This is a genomic window from Aquincola sp. J276, from assembly GCF_024700035.1.
Classification (GTDB): domain Bacteria; phylum Pseudomonadota; class Gammaproteobacteria; order Burkholderiales; family Burkholderiaceae_C; genus Aquincola; species Aquincola tertiaricarbonis.
The window spans coordinates 924,429-940,474 of record NZ_JAJONC010000001.1; the positions used below are offsets into that span (position 1 = coordinate 924,429).

The 16,046-nt window shown below is 73.0% G+C and carries 15 protein-coding genes; 7 read left to right on the forward strand and 8 right to left on the reverse strand.

Features of this window, described 5'->3' with window-relative positions; genetic code table 11:
• Positions 1–88 precede the first annotated feature (88 nt).
• Positions 89–964: a UDP-2,3-diacylglucosamine diphosphatase gene (locus LRS14_RS04160; RefSeq protein ID WP_232315249.1), complete on the forward strand. Its 876-nt coding sequence runs from the start codon at positions 89–91 to the stop codon at positions 962–964.
• 28 nt (positions 965–992) lie between these two features.
• On the opposite strand, the gene LRS14_RS04165 is transcribed toward LRS14_RS04160, so the two are convergent.
• Complete coding sequence (locus LRS14_RS04165) at positions 993–2,162, reverse strand: galactosyldiacylglycerol synthase (protein ID WP_257798704.1); 1,170 nt, start codon at positions 2,160–2,162, stop codon at positions 993–995.
• Positions 2,159–2,782 (reverse strand): phosphatidylserine decarboxylase, encoded by a 624-nt coding sequence (locus LRS14_RS04170; protein WP_257798705.1) that lies wholly within the window; start codon positions 2,780–2,782, stop codon positions 2,159–2,161. Before LRS14_RS04170 ends, LRS14_RS04165 begins: the two co-directional genes overlap by 4 nt.
• Between LRS14_RS04170 and LRS14_RS04175 the strand changes: the two genes are divergently transcribed.
• Positions 2,757–3,095: a hypothetical protein gene (locus tag LRS14_RS04175; protein ID WP_257798706.1), complete on the forward strand. Its 339-nt coding sequence runs from the start codon at positions 2,757–2,759 to the stop codon at positions 3,093–3,095. The genes LRS14_RS04170 and LRS14_RS04175 overlap by 26 nt on opposite strands.
• Before the next feature lie 29 nt (positions 3,096–3,124).
• Positions 3,125–4,786, forward strand: a complete 1,662-nt coding sequence (locus LRS14_RS04180) for an aminotransferase class III-fold pyridoxal phosphate-dependent enzyme (protein WP_046111333.1) — start codon at positions 3,125–3,127, stop codon at positions 4,784–4,786.
• Positions 4,787–4,825: 39 nt separating this feature from the next.
• Here the strand turns inward: LRS14_RS04180 and LRS14_RS04185 are convergent, their stop codons facing one another.
• Positions 4,826–5,449 carry a membrane protein gene (locus LRS14_RS04185; RefSeq protein ID WP_046111334.1) on the reverse strand — a complete coding sequence of 208 codons (624 nt, stop codon included), beginning with the start codon at positions 5,447–5,449 and terminating at the stop codon, positions 4,826–4,828.
• A gap of 117 nt (positions 5,450–5,566) precedes the next feature.
• Between LRS14_RS04185 and LRS14_RS04190 the strand changes: the two genes are divergently transcribed.
• The 3 genes from LRS14_RS04190 to iaaH all read left to right on the forward strand — a co-directional run bounded on the left by LRS14_RS04190 (position 5,567) and on the right by iaaH (position 9,246).
• Entirely contained in the window at positions 5,567–6,769 is a 1,203-nt protein-coding gene (locus tag LRS14_RS04190; protein WP_310740800.1) for a glycosyltransferase family 1 protein, read from the forward strand.
• A gap of 52 nt (positions 6,770–6,821) precedes the next feature.
• Positions 6,822–7,583, forward strand: a complete 762-nt coding sequence (locus tag LRS14_RS04195; protein ID WP_257798707.1) for a helix-turn-helix transcriptional regulator — start codon at positions 6,822–6,824, stop codon at positions 7,581–7,583.
• A 100-nt stretch (positions 7,584–7,683) separates the two neighbouring features.
• Complete coding sequence (gene iaaH / locus LRS14_RS04200; RefSeq protein WP_257798708.1) at positions 7,684–9,246, forward strand: indoleacetamide hydrolase; 1,563 nt, start codon at positions 7,684–7,686, stop codon at positions 9,244–9,246.
• A 21-nt stretch (positions 9,247–9,267) separates the two neighbouring features.
• Here iaaH and LRS14_RS04205 read toward each other — a convergent pair whose 3' ends face one another.
• A complete protein-coding gene (locus LRS14_RS04205; RefSeq protein WP_257798709.1) occupies positions 9,268–10,053 on the reverse strand; it encodes an SDR family oxidoreductase in 786 nt (261 codons plus the stop codon).
• A 99-nt stretch (positions 10,054–10,152) separates the two neighbouring features.
• Here LRS14_RS04205 and LRS14_RS04210 point away from each other — a divergent pair, with 99 nt between their 5' ends.
• Complete coding sequence (locus LRS14_RS04210) at positions 10,153–11,088, forward strand: LysR family transcriptional regulator (protein WP_257798710.1); 936 nt, start codon at positions 10,153–10,155, stop codon at positions 11,086–11,088.
• Positions 11,089–11,091: 3 nt separating this feature from the next.
• On the opposite strand, the gene LRS14_RS04215 is transcribed toward LRS14_RS04210, so the two are convergent.
• The 4 genes from LRS14_RS04215 to LRS14_RS04230 all read right to left on the reverse strand — a co-directional run bounded on the left by LRS14_RS04215 (position 11,092) and on the right by LRS14_RS04230 (position 15,993).
• On the reverse strand, positions 11,092–11,424 hold the full coding sequence (locus tag LRS14_RS04215) for a nuclear transport factor 2 family protein (protein ID WP_257798711.1): 333 nt from the start codon (positions 11,422–11,424) through the stop codon (positions 11,092–11,094).
• A gap of 162 nt (positions 11,425–11,586) precedes the next feature.
• Complete coding sequence (locus LRS14_RS04220; RefSeq protein ID WP_257798712.1) at positions 11,587–12,348, reverse strand: substrate binding domain-containing protein; 762 nt, start codon at positions 12,346–12,348, stop codon at positions 11,587–11,589.
• Positions 12,349–12,367: 19 nt separating this feature from the next.
• Positions 12,368–12,967, reverse strand: coding sequence for a response regulator transcription factor (locus LRS14_RS04225; RefSeq protein ID WP_257798713.1), 600 nt, complete (start codon positions 12,965–12,967; stop codon positions 12,368–12,370).
• 89 nt (positions 12,968–13,056) lie between these two features.
• Entirely contained in the window at positions 13,057–15,993 is a 2,937-nt protein-coding gene (locus LRS14_RS04230) for a helix-turn-helix transcriptional regulator (RefSeq protein WP_257798714.1), read from the reverse strand.
• Between the last annotated feature and the right edge of the window lie 53 nt (positions 15,994–16,046).

Genomic DNA, 16,046 nt, shown 5'->3' on the forward strand with positions numbered 1-16,046 from the left:
TGGATGACGGTGGCGTGAATGCGCGGCCGGGCACCGTTGGGCACCGGACGTTCACGCCACCGTCATGTGGCGGCCCCAGCATCGCCGCATGCGACACGATCCTGACGCCGGCGCCGAGCCCCTCGACCCGCCCGTGATGCAGCTGCGCACGGTGTGGATCTCGGACCTGCACCTGGGCACGCCGGGCTGCCAGGCGGCGGCGCTGCTGGACTTCCTGCGCGACGTGGAATGCGAGACGCTGTACCTCGTCGGCGACATCATCGACGGCTGGCAGCTGCGGCGCAGCTGGTACTGGCCGCAGTCGCACAACGACGTGGTGCAGAAGATCCTGCGCAAGGCCCGCAAGGGCACGCGCGTGGTGTTCGTGCCGGGCAACCATGACGAATTCGCGCGGCGCTACCTGTCGGTGAATTTCGGCGGCGTGGAGGTGCTGGAGGACTGCATGCACCGCACGGCCGATGGCCGCACGCTGTGGATCACCCACGGCGACCTGTTCGACGGCGTGGTGCAGTGCGCCCGCTGGCTGGCCCTGGTGGGCGACGTGGCCTACGAGTTCACGCTGAAGGTCAACCGCTGGTTCAACAGCGCGCGGGCCCGGCTGGGGCTGCCCTACTGGAGCCTGTCGCGCTACCTCAAGCTCAAGGTCAAGCGGGCGGTGAGCTATGTCGGCGACTTCGAATCCGCCGTGGCCCGCGAAGCGCAGCGCCGCGGCGCCGACGGCGTGGTGTGCGGCCACATCCACCATGCCGAGATGCGCATGATCGACGGGGTGCTCTACTGCAACGACGGCGACTGGGTGGAGAGCCTGACCGCCCTGGTGGAGCACGCCGACGGCCGCCTGGAGATCCTGGACCGCAGCCGCACGGCGCGGGTGCCGCAGACGGCGGGCAAGCGCAGCCTGCGCAAGGGGCGCAAGGCGGAGGAAGCGGCGCCGGAGCCGGTGCCGGTGGACGGCGTGGCCTGAGCGCGCCGCCAACGGCCCGGCGCACGGCTCAACCCGGCTGCCGGCTTCCCTGCGCCGTGCGCGCCACGGCCCCCTCGCCGGCGGCCAGCTCCTGCGCGATGATCTCCAGCACCTCCCACACCGCCTCGTTGCGCCGCGCCCTCACCTGCGCCTGGTAGGCGGGCAGCTCGCCCAGCAGATGCGCCGTCGCGCCGCGCAGCGCGCGCACCGTGCGCACGGCCAGGCCCAGGCCGTGGTCGCGCACCCATTGCACGTTGTAGCGCTCCTGCGGCATCACGCCGGTGGGCGCCAGCGCGATCACCGGCAGGCCGCGCTGCACGGCCTCGCTGAGGCTGCCGGGGCCAGGCTTGCCGATGAAGAAGTCGGCCAGGTCCATCAGCTGCGGGATGTCCTGGGTGAAGCCCAGCGCCGCATGCGGCGCGGCGCGGCGCAGGGCCTGCAGCTCGGCCCGCAGCGCCACGTTGTGGCCGCAGGCGAACAGCAGCGGCACCTCGTCCAGCCGACGGGCGATGGCCAGCATCTGCACCGAGCCATGGCCGCCGAACATCACCAGGCCCAGCGGCCGGTCCTCGGGCAGGCCCAGCTGGCGCCGTTGCGCGGCCCGCTCGGCCGGCGCCATCGGCGGCGCATGGAAGGCCGGCCGCAGCACCATGCCCGAGGTGGCGCGCACCCGCTGCGGCGGCACGCCGGCCTGCAGCGCCTGCTGCACCGCGCGGCCGGTGCCGCAGACGAAGGTCTGCGCCTGCCGCGGCTCGATCCAGAAATGCGGCGGATGGTCGGCCAGGTCGGTCAGCACCGTGATGTAGCCCGCCTGCGGCGCCGCCTGCCGCAGGCCCTCGAACAGCGCGCGGTTGAAGTTGGGCACCAGCGAGACCACCAGGTCGGGTGCGCTGCGCTGCCAATGGCGCTGCAGCAGCCGCACCATCGGCGCATGGCCCAGGCGGATCATCATCTGCAGCAGCTTGAGTTCCTGGCCCAGGCCCAGCGTCCAGCCGCGGCGCAGGCGCAGGTTGTAGTAGTCCTCCGGCTCGAAGCCGGTGAGGCGCCGAAAGCTGGACTGCGCATCCAGCACGCGGGTGAGATTGACCAGCCGCACGCGCCAGGGCCGCTGCTGCAGCGCCGCCGCTTCCTGCAGCGCCTGCGCCGCGGCGCGGTGGCCGCCGCCGGCATCGAAGTACACGAGGTCGATGGTCTTCATGGCGCGGCCGATGGTGTCGCCGCCGCATGACCGGCCGTTGACGGCGGCACCCGCCGCAGCAGCGGCTGCCCCATGCGCAGCCGGCTGCCGGGGCCCACGCCCTGCGCCATCTCGAAGCCAGGCGGCACGAACACGATCAGCGTGGAGCCGTGCTCGAACCAGCCCATCTCCTGCCCGCGTCGCACCGGCGCGTCGCAGGGCATCTCGTTCGGGCCGCGCCAGCGCAGGTGCAGCAGCACATCCAGCGCATGCAGCCGGATGCTGGCCACCAGCACCGCGGCCACCGCCACGATGGCCACCGGCTGGCCGCCGGGCGCCAGCCGCAGCCGCAGCACCGCGCGCTCGTTGCGGCAGAACAGCCGCTCCACCCGCGCCAGCGCGATGGGGTTGACGTTCCAGGTGTCGCCGCTGAGGTAGGTCACATGCTCCAGCACCGCATCGTCGGGCGCATGGAAGCGGTGGTACATCGCCGAGGTCAGCCGCAGGGTGACGTAGCGGCCACCCTCGAAGGGCCGCGTGTCCTGCGTGGGGCCGAACAGCTCGTCGATGCGGTAGGGGTAGCCCTTGGCCTGGTACACGCGCCCGGCCTGCACCGTGGCCGCAGGCGCCGACGATGGCATCGCTGGGGCTGCACAGCAGCGCGGGATCGGTGGCCACCGGGCGGGCACCGGGGCGCAGCTCGCGGGTGAAGCAGTCGTGCAGGCTGGCAAAGCGCTGCTGCTTGGCATCGCTCAGGTCGAGGTCGGTGAACAGCCGCCACACCGCGATCGACAGCCGCGCCAGCAGCGGGCTGCGCAGCTTGCTGAAGCGGCCCATCCAGCGCGTGAGCGCGATGCGCGGGATGCGGTTGGTGAGCAGGAAGTTCAGGTCTTCCTGCTGCAGCAGGCGGCGCCAGGCGCCGGGTTTCACGGTGCTGTCAATCATCTCGGTTAGACCCCTGGGGTGGCAGAACAGGACATGGCATGGAAGACACCTTCGCACTGACGGCACTGGCAATGGCCGCGCTCGGTACCCTGGGCTGGGGCTGGCCGCGCACGCGCCGGCGGCTGCAGCTCTCGCGGGCCAAGCACCGCTCGCTCACCGGCCACGCCCGCATGGCCAAGCGCGTGGCCGGCTGGATTCCCGGCTATGCCTACGGGCCCGAGCGCTTCTTCAACGCCGACGGCGTGCCCGAGGCCGTGGCCACGCGGCGCCGGCAGGGCTTCGAGCGGCTGTCGGCGCTGTATGCGCAGCGCTTCGCACAGGGCGCGGCACTCACGGCGCAGGCCAGCGAGGGCCTGTCGGACCTGCAGTTCACCGCGCGCTACCGGGTGCCCTTCCCGTTCAGCCCCCTGGTGCGCCAGCACCTGCGCGGCGGCAGCTTCGTCACCCGCGCCAGCGGCGTGACGCTGGAAGACGCCGACGGCAACCGGTTCCACGACCTGACGGGCAGCTACGGCGTCAACGTCTTCGGCGTCGACTTCTACAAGGCCTGCATGGAAGAGGCCCATGCCGCCACCCTGGCCGTGGGCCCGGTGCTGGGCAGCTACCTGCCCTGCGTGGCCGACAACATCGAGCGGCTGCGGTCGCTGTCCGGCCTGGACGAGGTCTCGTTCCACATGTCGGGCACGGAAGCTGTGATGCAGGCGGTGCGCCTGGCCCGCTACCACACCGGCCGCCGGCACCTGGTGCGCTTTTCCGGCGCATACCACGGCTGGTGGGACGACGTGCAGCCCGGCCCGGGCAATCCGATGCCGCCGCGCGATACCTACACGCTCAAGGACATGGACGCCCGCACCCTGCAGGTGCTGCGCACCCGCAACGACATCGCCTGCGTGCTGGTGAATCCGCTGCAGGCGCTGCATCCGAATGCCGCGGCGCCGGGCGATTCGTCGCTGGTGGACAGCAGCCGCCGCGCCGGCGTGGACCGCGCGGCCTACGGCGCCTGGCTGAAGGCCTTGCGCGAGGTGTGCACCGAGCGCGGCATCGTGCTGATCCTGGACGAGGTGTTCGTCGGCTTCCGCCTGGCCGAGCGCGGGGCGCAGGCGTACTTCGGCGTGCAGGCCGACCTGGTGACCTACGGCAAGACGCTGGGCGGCGGCCTGCCGGTGGGCGTGGTGTGCGGCAAACGTGCGCTGATGAAGCGCTTCCGCGACGAGCGGCCGGCCGACATCTGCTTCGCCCGCGGCACCTTCAACGCCCACCCCACGGTGATGGCGGCGATGAATGCCTTCCTGCGCCGGCTGGACACGCCCGAGGTGCAGGCGGTGTACCAGGGCCTGGACGAGCGCTGGGCCGGCCACCTGGCGCGCTTCAATGCGGCGCTGGAGGCGGCCGGCGTGCCGGTGCGCGTGGCCGGCCTGCAGAGCATCTGGACGGTGCTGTACACCTCGCCATCGCGCTACAACTGGATGCTGCAGTTCTACCTCCGGGCGCATGGGCTGGCACTGTCGTGGGTGGGCAGCGGCCGCATCGTCTTCAGCCTCAACTACACCGAGGCGGAGGTGGATGCGGTGGCCGCGAAGTTCGTGGCCGCGGCGCAGGAGATGCAGGCCGACGGCTGGTGGTGGCATGAGGCCGGTGCCAGCAACCGCGGCATCCGCCGCGGGCTGCTGAAGGAGATGCTGCTCAAGCGCCTGCGCTGATGTGGCCCCCAGGGCGGCACTGAAGGCCCCAAGGAGGCCTCAGTGCCTCCCGGCGACCTGCTGGCGCACATGCGGCATCGGGTCGAGCCGCTCGCCGCGCAGCAGCGCCAGCGGGGCCTTGTGGTACAGCATGATGTCGTGCACCGGGTCGGTCAGGATCTTGGTCATCCACGCCAGCGCCGGCACCGCGCCGTCGCGCAGCCACAGCTGCCCGGTGCGGAAGGCCAGGCCCGCCACGCCCAGCGCCAGCCAGGCGATGCCGATGTCGTGCAGCGTGCCCTGCCAGTTCGTGGCCGGCGTGATCAGGCCGAACAGCGAAGGCTGCAGCCAGATCAGCAGCGGCAGGCCGACCCACACCGCGATCAGCAGCAGCTTGCGGCGGATGTTGTAGCCCACCTTCACCGCTTCCTTGTATTCGTCGGTGACGTTGTTCACCGTGTCGAAGCCGCGCGGCTCGAAGAAGAAGTGGCCCGCCTGGCGCGTGGTCATCGAGAAGCACCAGCCGAGGATGGCGGCCATCGCCGGGTCGATGAACAGCAGCGCGTAGGCCACCAGGAAGCTGATGGCGCTGATGAAGTGCAGGCTCTGGTTGATGCGGCTCTGGTGATAGAAGCGGTGGTCGTCCCAGCGCTGTTCGCGCAGGGTCTGGCTGAAGCTTTTCATGAGGCGGTCTCCGTCGACACGGTGGAGGGGCGCCGCCATGCTGCCCGCGCCGCATGAAAGCCGCATGACCGCCGGCCGTGTCATCAACCTGTTGCGCAGCCTGCGCAGCATGCGGCCATGGATGCACTGCGCGTGGCCTTCGTCACCGAGACCTATCCGCCGGAAGTCAACGGCGTGGCCACCACCACGAAGCAGTTCGTCGAGGGCCTGCAGGCCCGCGGCCATGCGGTGCAGCTGCTGCGGCCTCGCCAGCAGGCGGCCGACGCGGCGGTGCAGCGGCCCGGGCTGCAGGAGGTGCTGCTGCCGGGCCTGGCCATCCCCGGCTATACGCAGCTGCGCATGGGCCTGCCGGCCACGGGCACGCTGCTGCGGCTGTGGCGCCGGCAGCGGCCCGACGTGGTGCACGTGGCCACCGAAGGCCCGCTGGGCTGGTCGGCGCTGCGGGCGGCGCAACGGCTCGGGCTGCCCGTGAGTTCCGACTTCCGCACCAACTTCGATGCCTACAGCCGGCACTACGGCATCGGCTGGCTGCAGCGGCCGATCACCGCCTACCTGCGCCGCTTCCACAACCGCTGCGGCTGCACCCTGGTGCCCACCGAGCCGCTGCGCCAGCGGCTGGCACGCAGCGGCTTCGAGCGGCTGCACGTGGTGCCGCGCGGCGTGGACACCGGCCGCTTCGGCCCGGCGCACCGCAGCCCGGCGCTGCGCGCGCAATGGGGCGCCGCAGCCGACGACCTGGTGCTCGGCTGCGTCGGCCGCCTCGCGCCCGAGAAGGGCCTGCTGCTGGCGATCGAGGCCTTCCACCGCCTGCGCGGCCGGCAGGCCAGGCTGCGGCTGGTGCTGGTGGGCGACGGCCCGCAGCGCGCGGCCCTGCAGGCCGCCTGCCCCGATGCGGTGTTTGCCGGCGTGCAGCAGGGCCATGCGCTGGCGGCGCACTATGCGTCGTTCGACCTGTTCCTCTTCCCCAGCCAGACCGAGACCTTCGGCAATGCCACGGTGGAGGCGATGGCCAGCGGCCTGCCGGTCGTGGCCTTCGACCATGCGGCCGCGGGCCAGCTCATCAGCCCCGGCCGCAATGGCCTGCTGGCACCGCTGGACGACGGCGCGGCCTTCCTGTCGCTGGCCGCACAGGCCGCCGGCGATGCGGCCTGGCGCGCGCGGCTGGGCGAAGCGGCCCGGCAGACCGCGCTGGCGCTGGGCTGGGACAGCGTGGTGCACGGCTTCGAGGCACGGCTGGTGCAGGTGGCCCGCGGCGAAGCCCTGCCGGCGATGCGGCCGGCGCTGCCGGCGGACGTGGACCTGAACCAGCCGGCACGCTGACCGCCCTATCATCCCGGCGCCGCGCCAGCCTTTCCGGCGCGTTGGAGGCCGCATGTACCTGAGCCGCTGCCGCGCCGATGTGCTGGCCCGTGTCATGGGCACGCTGGCTGAACCGTTGCAGGAACAGCAGGTGCGGCTGCAGCTGGGCCGGCTGATGCTGCAGCTGCTGGACGCGCAGTTCTTCGCCAGCTACGTGTGGGACGAGGCAGGCCAGCGCTTCGGGCGCGGGGTGCACCTGGAGATGGACCCGGCCAACCTGGCGGGCTACGAGCGCTACTACCAGTTCCACGACCCGATCACCCTGCGGATGCGCCAGCACCGCCGCGCGGTGCGTGCCACCGACGTGATGGCCCAGCCGGCCCTGCGGCGCACCGAGTTCTTCAACGACTTCCTGGCGCGCGACGGCCTGCACTGGGGCATCAACCTGTATGCCTGGGACGGCGCCGACAACATCGGCGACATGCGCATCTGGCGCGACCGCCGCCATGCCAACTTCAGCGACGACGAGCGCGACCTGCTCGACCTGGTGCGTCCGGCCTTCGTCGCGGCGCTACGCCGCAGCCGCACCGCAACGCCGGCACCCACGGCGCCGCCGGTGCCGGCCGCCGAGCCGGAAGACGGCGCCATCGCAGCCATGCTGCTGAGCACGCGCGAGCGCCAGGTGGCCGGCCTGGCGGCGCAAGGCCTGCCCGACAAGGCCATCGCACAGCGGCTGGGCATCGCCATCACCACGGTGCGCACCCACCTGGAACATGCCTTCCGCAAGCTGGAGGTGCCCAACCGCGCCGCGCTGGCGCACCGGCTGCGCGCCTGAAGCGCGGGCCGACCCGCCTGTCCGCCCTCCTCATTCCCGAGGATGGGCGACAGCGGCGGCTGCGGCCTACCGTGGGGCCCTCACCCCAGGAGCCGTCCACATGCCCGCAGCCACCGACCGCCGCCATTTCCTGCAGACCACCGGTGCGCTGGGCGCGCTGGGCGCCACCGGCGCGGCCGGCCTGCTGGCCGCCTGCGGCGGCGACGACGGCCGCTACAGCGCGGCCGAGCAGCGCGGCTTCAGCGTGGCCGAGACCGTGTCCGCCATCGCGCAGGGCCGCCTCGACGCGCAGGCGCTGGTGTCCACGCTGCTGGCACGGGCGCGGGCCCTGTCGTCGCTCAACAGCCTCATCACGCTGGACGAGGCCGGCGCGCTGGCAGCCGCCCGCGAGCTGGATGAGCGCCGCCGCAGCGGCGCCACGCTGCCGCCGCTGGCCGGCCTGCCCATCGTGGTGAAGGACAACATCAACGTGCGCGGCCTGCCCACCACCGCCGGCACGCCGGCGCTGCGCCATGTGGTGGCGGCCGCCGATGCGCCCAGCGTGCAGCGCCTGCGGGACGCCGGCGCCATCGTGCTGGGCAAGGCCAACCTGCACGAGCTGGCCTTCGGCATCACCAGCACCAACCTCTCGCCCTTCGCCGGGCCGGTGCACAACCCCTACGACACCACCCGCATCCCCGGCGGCTCGTCGGGCGGCACCGCCGCGGCCATCGCGGCACGCATCGTCGTGGCCGGCCTGGGCACCGACACCGGCGGCTCCACCCGCGTGCCGGCCGCGCTGTGCGGCATCGCCGGCCTGCGGCCCTCGGTGGGCAACGGCGGTGCCGAGCGCCGCTACCACGACGAGAACGCGGTGGTGCCGATCAGCCATACCCGCGACACCGTGGGCCCGCTGGGCCGCACCGTGGCCGACCTGGCCTGGCTGGACGCCGCCATCACCGGTACCGCGGTGCCGGCGCCCGCCGCGCTGGCGGGCCTGCGGCTGGGCATCCTGGCGGGCTTCTGGTCCGGGCTGGACGCCAGCCTGGCCCCGGTGGTGCAGGCGGCCCGCGACCGGCTGCAGGCCGCCGGCGTGGTGCTGGTGGAGGTGGACCTGCCCGGCCTGTCGGCGCTGAACGACCAGGTCTCGTTCCAGATCGCGCTGCACGAGCCCATTGCCGACCTGCCTGCCTGGCTGGCGGCCAACGGCGCCGGCCAGATCACGCTGGCGGACGTCGCGGCGGGCGTGGCCAGCCCCGACGTGAAGGGCGCCTTCTCGGCCATCCTGGCCGATGCATTCGGCGCCGCCTATGCCGATGCGATCAACGTGCACCGGCCGCGCCTTCAGGCGCTGTATGCCGCCTGCTTCGCCGATAACCGCATCGAGGCGCTGCTGTTCCCGACCACGGTGCTGCCGGCCACGACGATCGACGCGGTCAACGGCTCGTCCACCGTGTCGATCCATGGCGGCCCGCCGGCCGACACCTTCGGCACCTACATCCGCAACACCGACCCGGGCAGCAATGCCGGGCTGCCGGGCCTGTCGCTGCCGGCCGGGCTCACGGCCGCCGGCCTGCCGGTGGGCCTGGAGCTCGACGGGCCGGTGGGCAGCGACCGCCGGCTGATCGCCATCGGCCTGGCGATCGAAGCCCTGCTGGGCCCGCTGCCCGCGCCGTCGATCTGAAGCACGGCCGCGGGCCGGTGGTCACACCGTCGGCACCGTGCCGCCATCCACCCGGTGTTCCGAGCCGGTGATGGCGCCTGCCCGCGGCGAGGCCAGGAAGGCGATCAGGTCGGCCACCTCCTGCGGCCGGGCCGGCCGGCCCAGCGGAATGCCGCCGAGCGACTGCATGATGAGCCGTTTGCCGCCGGCCAGGTCGGTGCCGGCCTCGCGGGCCAGGCGCTCGGCCAGGCCTACCGCGGCCTCGGTCTCCACCCAGCCGGGCGACACCCGCAGCACCCGCACGCCCTGCGCCGCCACCTGCTTGGACAAGGCCTTGCTGTAGTTGGACAGCGCCGCCTTGGCCGCCGCGTAGGCCAGGGTCGATTCCGGCAGCGGCAGCACGTCCTGGATGGAGGTGACGTGCACCACCACGCCCCGGCCCCGGGCCAGCATGGCCGGCAGCAGCGCCCGGTCCAGCCGCACTGCCGGCATCAGGTTGCGGTTGAGTTCCTGCCACCACTGCGCATCGTCCAGCGCCGCGAAACCGCCGGCCGGCGCATCGGACCCGCCCAGCACATGCACCAGCAGGTCGATGCCGCCCAGCCGGTCGTGTACCGCGCGGGCCGCCCGGTCGGTGCCTTCGGGGGTGGACAGGTCGGCCGCGAGGTACTTCACGCCGGGCGGCGCCTCGGCGGGCACGCTGCGGGCCACGGCCAGCACCTGCATGCCGGCGGCCTGCAGCGCCTGCACGACGGCCGCGCCCACGCCCTTGGTGCCACCGGTGACCAGCGCGCGCTGGCCGGCCAGCTGAAGATCGAAGTACGTCATGTCAGGACCTTTCGTTCAAGAAGGCCGCCAGCTTGCGCGTACTTGACCGCTGAGTGAATCCACTAGAATCGAACGAGCTCATTAAGCGGAAGCACCATAATGCGCGGAGCCGACTATGCCGAGCTGAAGGCCTTCGTGGCGGTGGTGGAGCGCTCCAGCTTCGCCCGCGCGGCCGAGCACCTGGGCCTGTCGCCTTCGGCGCTGAGCCAGACCATCCGCCAGCTGGAAGCGCGGCTGGGCCTGCGGCTGCTGAACCGCACCACCCGCAGCGTGGCCCCCACCGAAGCCGGCGCCCGCCTGCACCAGCGCATCGCGCCGCTGATGGAGGAGATGGCAAGCGCCGTGGCCGAGACGAGTGCGGCCGCCGGCCAGGCGCAGGGCACGCTGCGCATCAACACCCTGGGCATCGCGGCGCGGCAGCTCATCGCGCCACGGCTGGCGCGGTTCCGGCAGTCGCACCCGGGCGTGGTGCTGGACATCGTGGTGGACGACCAGCTCACCGACATCGTGGCGGGCCGCTTCGATGCCGGCATCCGCGTGGGCGCACGGCTGGAGCAGGACATGCTGGCGGTGCGCCTGACGCCCGACCTGCCCATGGCGGTCGTCGCCTCGCCGGACTACCTGGCCCGGCACGGCACGCCGCAGCTGCCGGCCGACCTCCCGGCCCATGCCTGCATCACCTGGCGGCTGCAGGACGACGGCCGGCGCTACCGCTGGGAGTTCGCGAAGCGCGGCAAGCGGCTGGAGGTGGCGGTGGACGGCCCGCTGGTCACCAACGACGCGGCCCTGGGCCTGGCCGCCGCGCTGCAGGGCCTGGGCCTGCTCTATGCCTTCGAGCGCGCGCAGGTCGACGAGGCCCTGGCCGACGGGCGACTGGTGCAGGTGCTGGCGGACTGGTCCATCACCCGTCCCGGCCTGTACCTGTACTACGCCAACCGCCGCCATCCGCAGCCGGCGCTGTCGGCCTTCATCGACTGCTTGCTGGACCGCGACCTGCCGGCCCGCGGCAGCGGGACGCGGCAGCCCAGGCCGTGATGCTCAGGCCGTGATCTCCAGCGCGGCCACCCGCCCGTCGGCCAGGCGGAACCGGTAGCGCAGGTCCACCGGGCTGCCGGGGAAGGTGCCGGTCACGCGCGCCAGCACCACCTGCTCCCCCGCCGCTTCGGTCAGCGACAGCGGCCGCACCTCGTAGCGGTAGGCGCTGGAGGCGGCCTGCTTCCAGGCGCGGATGGCCTCGCGGCCCTGGTGGGTGCGGCCTTCGTCGAGCACGACCGCCTGCGGCGTGAAGCAGGCGGCCACGGCTTCCGGGCCGCGGCGGTCGGCCTCGAAGTAGTCGGCGATCGGGGCAGGCAGGGTGGGATCGGTGGTCATGCGTGAAGCCTCGCAAGAATGGAGTGGGGTCGGGCTGCAGCATGCAGCGGCCCTCCGGCGGCGTGAATCCGCCAGGAACCGCATGGGTCATGCAGCCTGGCCACACAGTGGCGCGCCATCCGGCCCATCCGGCATCCGGCATCCGGCATCAGGCATCAGGCATCAGGCAGCTGCCTGCGCCGAAGGCCGCCCGTGGTCGGACCGGGTGGCCCGCTCGACGGCGGCGAGCCAGGGATCGTCTTCCCGGCCACCGAAGGTGCCGTGCAGGAAGTCCAGCATGGCCTGCGTCGCCGCCGGCAGCACCGGGCCCGCCGGCATGCACAGCCAGAGGCTGGCGGTGTGCAGGTGCCAGCGCGGCAGCACCCGCTCCAGCACGTTCTCCAGCAGGGCGTCTTCCACGACGAAGGACGGCAGGCCGCAGATGCCCAGGCCGGACAGCGCACTTGCATAGACAAGATCGAGGTCGATCGTGCTGATGCAGGCGCGCGCCCGGGGCTGCACCAGCACCGGCGGCGCCGCGCGCGGGACGGCGCCTTCACCCGCCGGCCGCAGCAGCAGCGCACCGGCGGCAGGCCCGGCGCCGCGGGCGGCGGCCACGGGCGGGCGCAGCAGCTTGTGCTGCGACAGCTCGGCCGGATGCCGCGGCCGCCCGTGGCGGTCGAGGTAGTCCGGCGAGGCGCAGAGCACGGCCTCGGTGCGCGCCAGTCGTCGCGCCTGCAGCTGTGCGCCGCGCGGCGGCTGCCGCATCTGGATCGTCAGGTCCTGCGCCTGCGCGCCCGCCAGCCGCCTGTTGCGGGTGCAGAGTTCGACGCTGACCTGCGGGAACAAGGCCTGGAAGGCCGGCATGTGCTTGGCCAGCTGGTGCACGGCGAAGGCCGCCGGCGCACGCAGCCGCAGCACGGCCTCGTTGAGCGGGTGGTCCATGGGCCAGCCCCTTTGCGCCTCAGGCGAACCGGTGGCCGGCGAGCAGGCCGCGCTGCACGGCCTTGCTCACGACCTGCGTGCGGTTGCGGGCGTTCATCTTGTCCATCATGGCGCTGACATGGGCCTTCACCGTGGCCACCGAGATGCCCAGCTGTCGCGCGATGGCCTTGTTGCACTGGCCCGCGCCGAGCCCGCCCAGCACCTCGTGCTCGCGCGGCGTCAGCGGCGTGTGGGCCAGGCTTTCGGCGATGCGGTCCGCCACCACCGGGCTCAGGTAGCGCTGGCCGGCGCCCAGGGCCCGCACCCCGCGCACGATGTCGTCCTGCACCGCGTCGGCCAGCAGGTAGCCCTGCACGCCCATCGACAGCGCCTGGCGCACCTCCTGCTCGCCGTGGCGCGTGGTGAAGACCAGGATGCGCGGCGCCGGCCCGGCGCTGCCGCGGGCCGCCGCGGCATGCTCGAGCGCCTTGTCGTAGTCGCACACGAGCACTTCACAGGCACCGTCGCAGACGGTCAGGCCGGGCTGAGCACTCAGCAGGGCGCGCAGGCCGCAGGCGACGATGTCGTCCTTGTGCTCGATGCCCACGGGCAGGCTATGGATGCGGGGGACGGGATGCATGACAACTCCTTGGCTGGCCGGCGGCGTCCTTCGCCGCGGCATGGCTGGCATGGTGTCCCGCGGCGGCCGCACAGGCCAGTTATGGCTTGTCAAACGATGTCATGCCGCAGCAGCGCCTGCGCCTGCAGCAGGTCCGGCGTGTCGTGCCCTTCCTCGAACCGGTCCAGCACCGGCTGCAGCGCATCCCGGGCCTGCCGGGCCTGGCCCTGCGCCATCAGCAGGCGGGCCAGGGTGGTGCTGCAGCGCAGCTCCCAGGCCAGGGCCTGCTGCGCCCGCGCCACCTGCAGCGCCTGGCCGAACAGCGCCAGGGCCGCGTCGCCGGCCTGGGCGCGCAGCTGCGCCTCGCCCACCAAGCGCAGCAGCTCGGCGGTACACCAGCCGGCGGCGCCGGCTTCAGCACGGGCGATGAGCGGCGCATCGAGGAAGCGCGCGTCGACGGTGCACAAGGCCTCGCGCACCGTGAGGCCCAGCCCGCTGGCCAGCGCCGGGGCTGGCGCCCGGGCATCGTCCTGCAGCGCGATCAGCTGCTGGTAGCCATCGCCGAAGGCCTTCCAGAAGCGCAGGGAGCGCACGCCCGCCTGCTCGTTCAACAGGCCGACCCATTCACCGGCCCGGCGACGGTCGCCGCACCAGAAGGCCACCGGCGCGCCACCGATGGCCACGGCGTACGACAGCGACAACGCATCGTCGATGGCCAGCGCTTCCTGCACCGCCTCTTCCGCGCGGGCCAGGGCCTGCTGCGCAAAGCCCTGCAGCCACAGCGTGCGGGCCAGCACCGTCAGGCCGGCGACCCGCGGTGCGAACTGGCTCTGGCAGCGCGACACTGCCCGGCTGCGCGCCGGCGCGCGCTGCAGCACCCGTTGCGCGAACTCGCGCGCCAGCGGCTGGTCGCCCTGGAAATGGGTGCCCAGCGCCATCATCCGCTCATGGGTCAGGCGCACGGCCACATCGTCGTCGTGGGCCACGATGTCGCCGAACTGCTCGGCCAGGCGGCGTGAGCCGGCATAGTCGCCTTCGGCATTGCACACCAGCCACAGCCCCCAGCGGCAGCGCAGGCGGAAGGCGGTGGCCTGCAGCCGTTCGGCGATGGCCAGGCCGCGGTGGAAGGCGGCGGTCATCGCCTCGCCGCCGCCGCGGGTGTGCCACAGCGCATGGCCCAGCGCCTCGCAGATGCGCATCTCGGCCTGCGCATCGGCTTCCCCCGGCGCCATGCCGTCGATGGCGGCCAGCGCGGTGTCGGCCAGGCCGCGGAACTCCGTCAGCATCGACAGGCTGAACCACACCGGGGCCGATCCCGCCACCAAGGCCACGCCCAGGGCGCGGGTGCCCTCGCCGGCAAAAGCCCACTGCACGGCCTGCCGCAGGTCGTCGATGCAGCAGTCCGCCGCGGCCACGCCCGGCACGCCGAGGTGGACGGCGTCCTCGGGCAGGCCGGATTGCAGCTGCTGCAGCAGGTGGCGCGCATGGCGCAGCGCGACCTCCTGCTGCGCGTCGCTGCGGGCCAGGCGCTCGGCCGCGTATTCCCGGGTGGTCTCCAGCAGGCGGTAGGCCATCGACTCGCCCAGGTGCTCGCCCACCACCATCGACTTGCTCATCAAGCCGGCCAGGCAGGCGTCCAGCAACTCCGGCGCCTGGCCGAACACCGCCGCCGCACCGGCATGGCTGAACACGCCGCGGAACACCGACAGCCGCGCCAGCAGGTCCTGCTCCTCGGGCGGCAGCAGCGCATGGCTCCAGTCCAGCGTGGCCCGCAGCGTCTGGTGGCGTGGCGATGCGGTGCGGCGGCCGCGGCCGATCATCACCAGGCGGCTGCCCAGCCGGCTGCCCAGGCGGTCCACCAGGCCGCGCAGGCCCACCGCCTCGATGGCGCCCGCCGCCAGCTCGATGGCCAGCGGGATGCCGTCCAGGCGCCGGCAGATGCTGCACACCAGCGGCACCTCGTCGTCGCCGATGGGGATGCCGCCGGCCGCCGCGGCGGCGCGCTCGACGAAGAGCTGCACCGCCGGAAAGCGCATCGCCTCCGCCAGGCTGCCCTGCAGCGCCGGCGGCGGCGCGGGCAGCGATTCCAGTCGCTGCACCCATTCGCCCTGGATGCGCAGTGGCTCGCGGCTGGTGGCCAGCAGGCGCACCGTGCTGGAGCGGCACAGCAGCTGCTCGGCCACCGTGGCCACGCCGTCGATCACATGCTCGCAGTTGTCCAGCACGATCAGCAGCCGGCGGTCGCCCTGCAGGTGCTGGGCGATGGCCGCCAGCGGATTGAGATCGGGCATCACCACGCCGAGCGCCGAGGCAATGGCCATCGGCACCCGGTCGGCATGCGACAACGCGGCCAGCTCGACCAGCACCGCCTCGTACTGCTCTCGCTGGGCGAACTGGCGGGCCACCGGCAGCGCCATGCTGGTCTTGCCGATGCCGCCGGTACCGATCAGCGTGACGCAGCGGCGCTGGTGCAGCGCCTGCACCAGCTGGGCGGATTCGCGTTCACGGCCCACCAGCCCGGTGAGCAGCGGCAGCCGCCCCGCGAACCGCTCACGCGCGGTACCGGCTACCAGCGCACGGGCGGGCGGCACGGACGGCACCGCCGAAGCCGAAGGTGCGGCGGCTGCCGAGGGCGACGGCGGCACGGCACACACCAGCGGCGCCACGAAGCAATAGCCGCGCATCGGCACGTTGGCGATCAGGCGCCGCTCGCCCACGCCATCGCCCAGCGCCTTGCGCAGGTTGGCGATGTGCACCCGCACGCTGCCCTCTTCCACCACCCGGCCGGGCCAGGCCGCGGCCAGCAGCTCCCGGTTGGACACCACCTCCCCCGCGCGGCTGCACAGCACCACCAGCAGATCGAACGCGCGGCTGCCGATGCGCAGCAACTGCCCGCGCTGGAGCAGCGTGCGCTGCGCCGGATGCAGTTCGAACTCGTCGAAGCGGAAGACCTCGGTCTCGGCCGCAGCAGCGGCCGGCCGCGGGCTGGCCGCCTGTGCGCCTTCAGCGATGGCCGCGTCCCACGCACCCAGGTTCACGCCTTCCATCGCCAGCCTCCTGTTCAAGCATCACGAGCTTCAAGTATCTTGAAAGTCATGGT

Excerpts from the sequence above, each read along its gene's own strand:
- LRS14_RS04210 (WP_257798710.1), top strand. The coding sequence starts at position 10,153 with ATGCGCGGAGCCGACTATGCCGAGCTGAAGGCCTTCGTGGCGGTGGTG.
- LRS14_RS04230 (WP_257798714.1), bottom strand. The coding sequence starts at position 15,993 with ATGGAAGGCGTGAACCTGGGTGCGTGGGACGCGGCCATCGCTGAAGGC.
- iaaH (WP_257798708.1), top strand. The coding sequence starts at position 7,684 with ATGCCCGCAGCCACCGACCGCCGCCATTTCCTGCAGACCACCGGTGCG.
- LRS14_RS04220 (WP_257798712.1), bottom strand. The coding sequence starts at position 12,348 with ATGGACCACCCGCTCAACGAGGCCGTGCTGCGGCTGCGTGCGCCGGCG.
- LRS14_RS04165 (WP_257798704.1), bottom strand. The coding sequence starts at position 2,162 with ATGAAGACCATCGACCTCGTGTACTTCGATGCCGGCGGCGGCCACCGC.
- LRS14_RS04185 (WP_046111334.1), bottom strand. The coding sequence starts at position 5,449 with ATGAAAAGCTTCAGCCAGACCCTGCGCGAACAGCGCTGGGACGACCAC.
- LRS14_RS04215 (WP_257798711.1), bottom strand. The coding sequence starts at position 11,424 with ATGACCACCGATCCCACCCTGCCTGCCCCGATCGCCGACTACTTCGAG.
- LRS14_RS04225 (WP_257798713.1), bottom strand. The coding sequence starts at position 12,967 with ATGCATCCCGTCCCCCGCATCCATAGCCTGCCCGTGGGCATCGAGCAC.
- LRS14_RS04190 (WP_310740800.1), top strand. The coding sequence starts at position 5,567 with ATGGATGCACTGCGCGTGGCCTTCGTCACCGAGACCTATCCGCCGGAA.
- LRS14_RS04180 (WP_046111333.1), top strand. The coding sequence starts at position 3,125 with ATGGAAGACACCTTCGCACTGACGGCACTGGCAATGGCCGCGCTCGGT.
- LRS14_RS04205 (WP_257798709.1), bottom strand. The coding sequence starts at position 10,053 with ATGACGTACTTCGATCTTCAGCTGGCCGGCCAGCGCGCGCTGGTCACC.
- LRS14_RS04195 (WP_257798707.1), top strand. The coding sequence starts at position 6,822 with ATGTACCTGAGCCGCTGCCGCGCCGATGTGCTGGCCCGTGTCATGGGC.
- LRS14_RS04160 (WP_232315249.1), top strand. The coding sequence starts at position 89 with ATGCGACACGATCCTGACGCCGGCGCCGAGCCCCTCGACCCGCCCGTG.
- LRS14_RS04170 (WP_257798705.1), bottom strand. The coding sequence starts at position 2,782 with ATGCCATCGTCGGCGCCTGCGGCCACGGTGCAGGCCGGGCGCGTGTAC.